9 protein-coding genes and 1 pseudogene are annotated in these 9,654 nt (G+C 67.1%); all 10 read left to right on the top strand.

Annotation, left to right across the window (positions count from 1 at the left end; genetic code table 11):
* Positions 1-338 (top strand): annotated as a pseudogene (locus tag JHC81_RS12285) (acetylornithine deacetylase); the annotation flags it as partial.
* 2 nt (positions 339-340) lie between these two features.
* On the top strand, positions 341-1,348 hold the full coding sequence (locus JHC81_RS12280) for an arginine N-succinyltransferase (RefSeq protein ID WP_292175103.1): 1,008 nt from the start codon (positions 341-343) through the stop codon (positions 1,346-1,348).
* Positions 1,349-1,426: 78 nt separating this feature from the next.
* Positions 1,427-2,845: a succinylglutamate-semialdehyde dehydrogenase gene (gene astD, locus JHC81_RS12275; RefSeq protein WP_292175101.1), complete on the top strand. Its 1,419-nt coding sequence runs from the start codon at positions 1,427-1,429 to the stop codon at positions 2,843-2,845.
* The gene (gene astB / locus JHC81_RS12270) at positions 2,842-4,179 is read left to right on the top strand and encodes an N-succinylarginine dihydrolase (RefSeq protein WP_292175100.1); all 1,338 of its coding nucleotides are present in this window, start codon (positions 2,842-2,844) and stop codon (positions 4,177-4,179) included. The genes astD and astB overlap by 4 nt, the downstream gene beginning before the upstream one ends.
* A gap of 55 nt (positions 4,180-4,234) precedes the next feature.
* Positions 4,235-4,849 (top strand): DUF998 domain-containing protein, encoded by a 615-nt coding sequence (locus tag JHC81_RS12265; RefSeq protein ID WP_292175099.1) that lies wholly within the window; start codon positions 4,235-4,237, stop codon positions 4,847-4,849.
* Positions 4,850-4,898: 49 nt separating this feature from the next.
* Complete coding sequence (locus JHC81_RS12260; protein ID WP_292175098.1) at positions 4,899-5,861, top strand: metalloregulator ArsR/SmtB family transcription factor; 963 nt, start codon at positions 4,899-4,901, stop codon at positions 5,859-5,861.
* Entirely contained in the window at positions 5,858-6,811 is a 954-nt protein-coding gene (gene metF, locus JHC81_RS12255; RefSeq protein WP_292175096.1) for a methylenetetrahydrofolate reductase [NAD(P)H], read from the top strand. The genes JHC81_RS12260 and metF overlap by 4 nt, the downstream gene beginning before the upstream one ends.
* Positions 6,808-7,875: a homocysteine S-methyltransferase family protein gene (locus tag JHC81_RS12250; protein WP_292175095.1), complete on the top strand. Its 1,068-nt coding sequence runs from the start codon at positions 6,808-6,810 to the stop codon at positions 7,873-7,875. The genes metF and JHC81_RS12250 overlap by 4 nt, the downstream gene beginning before the upstream one ends.
* A 23-nt stretch (positions 7,876-7,898) precedes the next feature.
* Positions 7,899-8,369 carry a DUF4259 domain-containing protein gene (locus JHC81_RS12245; RefSeq protein ID WP_292175093.1) on the top strand — a complete coding sequence of 157 codons (471 nt, stop codon included), beginning with the start codon at positions 7,899-7,901 and terminating at the stop codon, positions 8,367-8,369.
* Positions 8,369-9,654: dihydropteroate synthase (locus JHC81_RS12240; protein ID WP_292175091.1), on the top strand; the 1,286-nt coding region annotated here is incomplete at its 3' end. The genes JHC81_RS12245 and JHC81_RS12240, both read left to right, overlap by 1 nt.

Genomic DNA, 9,654 nt, shown 5'->3' with positions numbered 1-9,654 from the left:
TGGACCTGCACGGCGGCATGACCCGCGCGCCCAAGCCGATGGACGCCAGCCAGACCGCCCTCTTCGAGGCCGTGCGCGACACCGGCTCCCTGCTGGGCCAGACCATCGCCTGGAAGCCGTCGGGTGGGGTCTGCGAGGGCAACAACCTGCATGCCGCAGGCCTGCCCAATATCGATACTCTGGGCGTGCTGGGCGGCGACATCCATTCCGATCAGGAGTTCGCCTGGCCCGCCAGCTTCGTTGAACGCACCCAGCTGTCGGCCCTGATCCTGTGCAAGATCGCCTCGGGCGAAATCGATGCGCTGAAACTGAAATCCCTGCGTCTGGAGACGATGTAACCATGCTCGTCGTTCGCCCCGCCGGGCCTGCCGATCTCGATCATCTCCTGGAGTTGGCCATCCTGTCCGGTCCCGGCTTTACCAGCCTGCCGGAAGACCCCGATCAACTGGTCGAGCGGCTGGACCTCAGCCGCGACAGCTTCGCGGGTCGCATCGACGCCCAGCAGCGCTGGTACACCCTGATGCTGGAGGAATCCGAGACGGGTGACGTCGACGGCATCGGGTCGGTGAAGGCTGCGGTCGGACTGAACCGACCCTTCTTCAGCTTTCGCGTCGTCGCCAATGCCCAGTCCTCGCCCTCACTGGGTATCAAGCTGGAACAGAAGACCCTGGTGCTGGTCAATGAGTGCACTGGCTGGACCGAGGTCGGCTCGCTGTTCCTGAAGGCCGACCGGCGCAAGGGCGGCGCAGGCCGCCTGCTCAGCCAGTCACGCTACATGCTGATCGGGGCCGAGCCGGAGCTGTTCAGCGAGAATGTCCTGGCCGAGCTGCGCGGCGTCTTCACGCCCGACGGGGCCTGTCCTTTCTGGGACCATGTGGCCCACAAATTCTTCCCCATGGAGTTCGACGAGGCCGATCGCATGACCGGCTCGACCGACAAACAGTTCATTCTGGACCTGGCCCCGCGCCACCCGATCTACATCGAGCTGCTGCCCGAACCCGCCCGGGCCGTGATCGGCAAGGTGCATCCGCAGGGCGTACCTGCCATGGCCCTGCTGGAAAGCGAAGGGTTCCGCCCCAATGGACTGGTCGATATCTTCGACGCCGGCCCCACCGTGGCTTGCGGCCGCGATAATATCCGGACCGTGCGCGATGCGCGTCGCCTGACTGTCGATATCGCGGAAGAGGTCGAGGCCGAGTTGCCCGCGCTGATCTCCACCGACAGCGTGGGCGACTTCCGCGCCGTGCGCCAGCGAGCCCATATCCTGGGCGAGACCGCCACCCTGAACCGCGAAACCGCCGATGCACTAAAAGTCCGGGCCGGCGAAATCGTCAGGGTCAAGGTCTGACCCGCTGAGGCAGTATCATCCGACTGCGTCTTTCCAATTGAGAATTCTGCCATCTTCCTGGCTGCTGAAAACCGAACCATGACCCGACTGACATCCATCGACCCCGCCACCGGCGACACCGTCTGGGAAGGCGCTGCGGCCTCCGCGGGCGAGGTTCAGGCCGCAACCGACCGCGCCCGCGCCGCCTTCCCCGACTGGGCCGACCGTTCGCGTCAGGACCGGATCGACGCCGTCAAACGCTATCAGGCCGTGCTGAAGGCGCGCGCGCCCCAGATCGCCGAGGCCATCAGCCGCGAGACCGGCAAGGCCCTGTGGGAAACCCAGACCGAACTCACGGCCATGCAGGGCAAGGTCGACATCTCCATCCGTGCTTATGACGAGCGGACGGGCGAGCGCACCGCCGACACCGCCTTCGGCTCCGCCACCCTGCGCCATCGCCCGCACGGGGTGGCGGCGGTTCTGGGCCCGTTCAACTTCCCCGGCCACCTGCCCAACGGCCACATCGTCCCGGCCCTGCTGGCCGGCGATACGGTCGTGTTCAAGCCTTCGGAAGAGACACCCCTGACCGGTCAGCTGATGGCCGAGGCGTTCGAAGCCGCCGACCTGCCCACCGGCGTGGTCAACGTCATCCAGGGTGGGCGCGACACGGGTGCCGCCCTGCTGGACAGCGGCATCGACGCCCTGATGTTCACCGGCTCCGGCGCGGCGGGTGCCCACTTCCGGCGCAAGTTCGCGGACGATCCGCACGTCATCCTGGCGCTGGAGCTGGGCGGCAACAATCCGCTGGTCGTCTGGGACGCCGTGGACGCCGAAGCCGTCGCAGGTATCGTCGTCCAGTCCGCCTTCATCACCACGGGCCAGCGCTGCTCCTGTGCGCGCCGCCTGATCGTGCCCCAAGGGCCCCAGGGCGACGCCATTGTCGAGGCCGTCGCCGCCCTCAGCGACCGTCTGCTGTTCGCACCGTGGAACAGCACGCCCGAGCCCTACGCCGGGCCGCTGATATCCGAAAAGGCCGCCGCCGCCGCGCTGGCCGCCCTGCAGGAGCGGATCGACGCGGGGGCCAGGGTCATCCGCGGCTCCGGACCTGTCGGAAACCTGCCCGGTGCCTTCGTCAAACCGGCCATCATCGACGTGACCGGGGTCGATGTGCCGGACGAGGAGATGTTCGCCCCCTTCCTGTCGGTGACCCGCGTCGCCAGCTTCGACGAAGCGGTGCAACAGGCCAATGCCACCCGCTACGGCCTGTCCGCCGGTCTGGTCAGCGACGATCCGGCGAACTGGCAGACCTTCATCCGCCGCATCCGCGCGGGCGTCGTCAACTTCAACCGCCCGACCACTGGCGCCGCCGGCGATATGCCCTTCGGCGGACTGGGGGCCAGCGGTAACCATCGCCCCAGCGCCTACTATGCCGCTGACTACTGTGCCTATCCCGTCGCCAGTTTCGAGGCCGAGGCCGTGAAGAACATCGAAGGAGAGATCAAAGGGCTGCAGGCATGAACGCCCACGCGCTCGAAGCCAATGCCGACGGCCTGATCGGCCCCACCCATTCCTATGCGGGTCTATCGCCGGGCAATCTGGCCTCCAGCCTGAACAAGGGCGAGGCGTCCAATCCGCGTGCTGCCGTCCTGCAAGGCCTCGACAAGATGAAGCGGCTGGCGGACCTCGGTCTGCCGCAATACGTCCTGCCGCCGCATGAGCGGCCCAACATCGCCTTCCTGCGCAGCCTGGGCTTTACCGGCTCCGACGCCCGTGTCCTGGAACAGGCCTGGAAGGACGCGCCCAGCTTCGCCGCCGCCGCCTGTTCGGCCAGTCCCATGTGGGCCGCCAATGCCGCGACGGTGACGCCCTCCGCAGACAGCGCCGATGGCCGCGTCCACTTCACCCCTGCCAATCTGGTCACCAACCTGCACCGCTCGCTGGAGCATCGGCAGACCAAGCGAGCCCTGAACGCCCTGTTCCCCGACCGGGACCGGTTCGCCGTCCACGACGCCTTGCCGTCTGTCGCTCATCTGGCCGACGAAGGAGCCGCCAACCACGTCCGCCTGTGCGCCGACCATGGCCAGCCGGGCGTCAACCTGCTGGTCTGGGGCCGCGAGGCCTATGAGCCCTGGTCCGGCCCCTACCCTGCGCGCCAGACACGCGAGGCGTCCGAAGCCATCGCCCGCCGTCATGGCGCATCTGGCCCCGTCCTGGCCCGCCAGTCCCGCGCCGCCATCGCAGGCGGCACCTTCCACAACGACGTGGTCTGCGTCGGGGCGCTGGACACCCTGTTCCACCACGACCTGGTCTTCGAGGACACGGCGGGCACCCACGCCGCCATCCGCGCCGCGGCCATGGGCTTCGACCCCATCTTCGTCGAGGTGTCGTCCGCCGACCTGCCGCTCGCCGACGCCATTTCCAGTTATCTGTTCAACTCCATGCTGGTCAGCCTGCCGGGCGAGGATCGCCTGACCCTGATTTGCCCGACCGAGACGCGCGACAACCCCCGCAGTCATGCGGTGGCCCAAGGTCTCGTAGCATCCAACGGTCCCATCGGCCGCGTGGAATACGTCGATGTGCGCCAGTCGATGCGCAACGGCGGCGGCCCGGCCTGTCTGCGTCTGCGCGTCGTCCTGACCGAGGCGGAGCAGGCCGCGACCAATCCGGCCATGCGGATGACGGACGCCCTGCATGCGCGGCTCAGCCAATGGGGCAGCACCCACTACCGCGACACCCTGACCCCCGCCGATCTGGCCGACCCCGCCCTGCTGGACGAGAGCCGCCAGGCGCTCGACGAACTGACCGGCATTCTGGATCTGGGCAACGACTTCTATCCGTTCCAGCGGATCTGAGCGCTTGGCCATAGGCCTCGCCGTCGTCTAGCGTCACCGCACCGGAGGGACTGCCATGTTGCGTAAACTGACGATCCTGTGCGGTACGATCAGCCTGTTGATTCTGGCCGTCGTCATCATCGCCGCTCCGTTCGGCTATCCCGGCTACAACCCCGCCAGCCAGTATGTCAGCGAGATGGGGGCCGTGGGCACCACCACCGGCTCCTATGTCAGCATGGCCTTCATGGTATCCGGCCTGCTGCTCGCGGCCTTCTGGCTGTTGTGCGCTGCCGTCTTCCCGCGCAGCCCGCTGGCCGTCATCGGCTTCATCCTGTGCGCCCTCAATGGTGCCGGCCTGTTCTTCGGCGGTGTCTTCCCCTGCGACTTCGAATGCGCCGTCGAGGGAGCCAGTCCGTCCGGACTGCTGCACGAGATGCTGGGCGGCCTGGGCTATCTGCTTGGGGTCGCCGGCGTGTTCGTGCTGGCGATCGCATCCAGGAGTTGGCCCGGCGGTCACAAGCTGCTCCCGCTCGGCCTCGCCTGCGGGATCGTCGCCGCGCTCATGATCCCGATCATCGGTCCGGAGTTTCCATGGCACGGCGCGGCCCAGCGCATGCTGGAAGCGGCCTTTGCGACATGGACCATCGCCGTCATGATCACCACTTCACGCTTGGCCAAACCCCCAGCCTGAACACAGAAACGGCTTGCCAAATCATATAAGGATATCCTTATATGATTATATGACCCTGACCGCTGACCAGACCATCGAGGCCCTGCGCGCTGCGGGCGAGCCGACGCGCCTGCGGGTGCTGTCGCTGCTCGCGGGCGAAGAGCTGTCGGTCATGGAGCTATCCGGCATTCTGGATCAGAGCCAGCCGCGCGTATCGCGTCATCTCAAACTCATGACCGACGCCGGACTGATCGAGCGCTTCCCCGATGGAGCCCGCGTCTTCTACCGCCTGTCGTCCGACCCCCTGGCCCGTCGCTTGATCGACACCATTCTCGACCTTCTCGACGACGAAGCCGGGGCCGCCGACGACCGCCGGCTGGAAGATGTCCGCCGCGAGCGCGAGGTCGCCGCCGGGGCCTATTTCGAGCGCGTGGCCCCCCAATGGGACCGCATCCGCTCGCTCTACGTCTGCGAAACCGCCGTCGAGGCTGCGATCCTGAAGGCGGCGGGCGACGGGCCGTTCGAGCGCGTGGTCGATCTGGGCACCGGCTCGGGCCGGATGCTGACCCTGCTGGGCAAACAGGCGCGGATGTCGGTCGGCTTGGACCTCAGCCACAATATGCTCAACATCGCCCGCGCCAATGTCACCCGGGCAGGCCTGGACAAGGTCGAGCTGCGCCACGGCGACATCTTCGCCACCCGCCTGCCCGCCCAGAGTGCCGACCGCGTCCTGGTCCATCAGGTGCTGCACTATCTGGCCGATCCCGCCGCCGCCGTGGCTGAGGCGGCGCGGCTGGTGGCACCCGGCGGCCGTTTGCTGATTGTCGATTTCGCCCCGCACCAGATCGAACAGTTGCGCGAGGAGCATCAGCACCGCCGCCTGGGCTTTGCCGACGAGGAGATGCGCCGCTGGCTGGCCGAGGTCGGCCTGACGCCCGCCGCCCCGATCGTCCTGCCGCCCGACACCGACGGCCTGACCGTCTGCATCTGGACCGCCGAGCGACAGTCCGCCGTCGAAACGAGGGCCGCATGACCGCCGCTTCCCTAAACCTGGCCGAGGCCCGCGCCCTGCTGCTGTCGCCGCTTGGGCCGGTGGCCCGCGCCGGTCAGGACCGGTCTCGCCCTCGCGTTTCGTTCGAGTTCTTTCCCCCGAAATCGGACGAGGCCGAGGCCACCTTGTGGAAGGCTGTCACCCGCCTGGCCCCGCTGAAGCCCGACTTCGTATCCGTCACCTATGGCGCGGGCGGCTCGACGCGCGAGCGGACGCACCGGACGGTCCAGCGCATCCTGACGGAAACGGACCTGACTCCCGCCGCCCACCTGACCTGTGTCGAGGCCAGCCGGGCCGAGGTCGATGCCGTAATCGATGGCTACAAGGACTCCGGCGTCCGTCATATCGTGGCCCTGCGCGGCGATCCGCCGTGCACCGCAGGTATCGGCGGAGCCTATGTTCCGTATACGGACGGTTACGCCAATGCCACCGAGCTGACCGCCGCCCTCGCGGCCAAGGGCGGGTTCGACATCACCGTCGGCTGCTATCCGGAAGGCCACCCGGAGAGCGGGTCGATCGACCACGACATCGCCGTGTTGAAAGCCAAGGTGGATGCGGGTGCCACCCGCGCCATCAGCCAGTTTTTCTTCGACATCGACGCCTTCCTGCGTTTCCGCGACCGGGTGCAAGCTGCGGGCGTCAGCATTCCGATCATCCCCGGCATCATGCCCGTGACCAACTTCAATGGCCTGAAACGGATGAGCGCGGCCTGTGGCGCGGCGGTCCCCGACTGGCTGGCCGCCCATTTCGAGGGTCTGGACGACGACCCCGAAACCCGCAAGCTGATCGCCGCCTCCGTCGCGGCCGAGACCTGTGCGCGGCTTCAGGAAGAGGGTTTCTCCGACTTCCACTTCTACACCCTGAACCGCGCCGACCTGGTCTATGCCATCTGCCGGGTTCTGGGCGTCAAGGAACAGGCGGTGGCCGCATGATCCGTGCCGACCGCATCGCCGCCCTTCACGCGGCCGCCTGCGAGCGCATCCTCGTCCTCGACGGCAGCTGGGGCGTGATGATCCAGCGTCAGGATTTGGCCGAGGCCGACTTTCGCGGCGACCGTTTCGCCGGCCACACCGGCCAGATGAAGGGCAACAACGACATCCTGTGCCTCACCCGCCCGGATATCGTCAGCGACCTGCACGACCAGTATTTCGCCGCCGGAGCCGACATCTCCGAAACCAACACCTTCTCCGGCACCACCATCGCGCAGGACGACTATGCGCTGGATGCCGACGCCGTCCGGGATATCAATCTGGAGGGGGCCCGGCTGGCACGGGCCGCCGCCGACCGCTGGACGGAGCGGGAACCGCACAAGCCCCGCTTCGCCGCCGGGGCTATCGGCCCGCTGAACAAGATGCTGTCGATGTCGTCGGACGTGAACGACCCCGGCGCCCGGCTAGTTACCTTCGACCAGGTCTATGACGCCTACCGCCATCAGGTCCGCGCCCTGAACGAGGGCGGCGTGCACCTGTATCTGATCGAGACCATCACCGACACGCTGAACTGCAAGGCCGCGATCAAGGCGATCAAGGATCTGGAGGACGAGGGCATGGAGCCCCTGCCGATCTGGATCAGCGGCACCATCACCGACCGCTCGGGCCGAACCCTGTCGGGTCAGACGGCCGAGGCCTTCTGGAACAGCGTGCGCCATGCCAAGCCCTTCGCCGTCGGCTTCAACTGTGCGCTGGGGGCCGATCTGATGCGGCCCTTCATCGCCGAACTGAGCCGGGTGGCCGATACCCTGGTCGCCGCCTATCCCAACGCGGGCCTGCCCAACGCCATGGGCCAGTATGACGAGGAGCCGCACGAGACGGCCCACTTCATCGAGGAATGGGCCGCCTCAGGTCTGGTCAACATCGTCGGCGGCTGCTGCGGCACGACGCCGGACCACATCCGGCATACGGCGGAGGCGGTGTCGAAACTGCCGACGAGGGAAATCCCGGAGCGGCCGGTGGCTATGCGGTTGAGCGGGCTGGAACCGTTCGAGTTGGTGGCGTGATGTTGAGCCTGGTTGTCTGTCTCATGCTCACGCCTGCCCAAGGACCGGAGCCTTACGCCTCGATCGCCGTGAGCCGTGTGACGCCTGCTGGCGCGACCACCTTCGGAGCGTGGGATGTCGGGCCGTTCGACAATGACGACGCTACGGACTGGTTTGGAATCCTGTCCGAAGACCCGTCTTGGGAGTCGGTGCAAACAGCGCTGGAAGCTGGAGCCGCCCGCAACGGGTATCTTGAGGTTGACGTGGCGTCGGTGGCGGTCGCGGCGGCAGCGATTGTGGCGGCGATGAAGACCGGTGAGCTGGACGCCCTGCCGCTTGAAGGCCGCTCAAGCGTCGCCCGGCTGGGCAAGCCCCCAGGCGATCTGGCCCACCTTGCTCTTGAGGCGCTGAGCAGAGTGCAGGCGGATTCCGAACTGGCGGAGCTCTGGGCTGAGGGAGGCGATCCTTCGCCATGGATCGCCACGCTGGACAGCATCCGGGCAGGCCTACGCTGATGCGTCCCACCTTCATCAATGTCGGCGAGCGGACCAACGTCACCGGCTCGGCCAGGTTCAGGAAGCTGATCGTTGAGGGCGACTATGCCGCCGCGCTGGACGTCGCGCGCCAGCAGGTCGAGGCAGGGGCCCAGATCATCGACGTCAACATGGACGAGGGGCTGCTGGACGGTGCCGTCGCCATGCGGACCTTCCTGAACCTGATCGCGGCCGAGCCCGACATCGCCCGCGTGCCGGTGATGATCGACTCCTCCAAATGGGAGGTGATCGAGGCGGGGCTGAAGTGCGTCCAGGGCAAGCCGATCGTCAATTCCATCTCGATGAAGGCCGGCGAGGCGGAGTTCCGCGAACAGGCGGTCAAATGCCTGCGCTACGGGGCCGCCGTCGTGGTCATGGCCTTCGACGAGGTGGGCCAGGCCGACACCGCCGCGCGCAAGATCGAGATCTGCACCCGCGCCTATCGCATCCTGGTGGGCGAGGTCGGCTTTCCGCCGGAAGACATCATCTTCGACCCCAATATCTTCGCCGTGGCGACGGGGATCGAGGAGCACGACAACTATGCCGTCGACTTCATCGAGGCGACGAAGGTGATCAAGGAGACCCTGCCGTACGCCCGCATTTCGGGCGGGGTGTCGAACGTGTCGTTCAGCTTCCGCGGCAACGAGCCGGTGCGCCGGTCGATCCACTCAGTCTTCCTGTACCACGCCATCCAGGCGGGGATGGACATGGGCATCGTCAATGCCGGCGACCTGCCGGTCTACGACGACATCGACCCGACGCTGAGGGAAGCCGTCGAGGACGTCATCCTGAACCGGCCGCAGCGGACCAATGTCTCCAACACCGAGCGGCTGGTCGATCTCGCCCCCAACTACAAGGGCGACAAGGGCGCGGGCCGGGTCGTGGACCTGACCTGGCGACAGGCCCCGGTCGGCAAGCGGATCGAGCACGCGCTCGTTCACGGCATCACCGAGTTCATCGAGGCCGACACCGAGGAAGCCCGGCTGTCGGTCGAACGGCCGCTGCACGTCATCGAGGGCCCCTTGATGGACGGGATGAACGTGGTCGGCGACCTGTTCGGTGCGGGCAAGATGTTCCTGCCTCAGGTGGTCAAGTCCGCCCGGGTGATGAAGCAGGCCGTGGCCTGGCTCGAGCCCTTCATGGAGGCGGAGAAGGCGGGCAAGCCGCGCGAACAGGCGGGGCGCATCCTGATGGCGACCGTCAAGGGCGACGTCCACGACATCGGCAAGAACATCGTCGGCGTCGTTCTGCAGTGCAACAACTACGA

This window comes from Brevundimonas sp., from assembly GCF_016463295.1.
GTDB lineage: Bacteria > Pseudomonadota > Alphaproteobacteria > Caulobacterales > Caulobacteraceae > Brevundimonas.
Note: the sequence above shows the minus strand (reverse complement) of the source record. Positions and strands in the feature narration are given on the sequence as shown.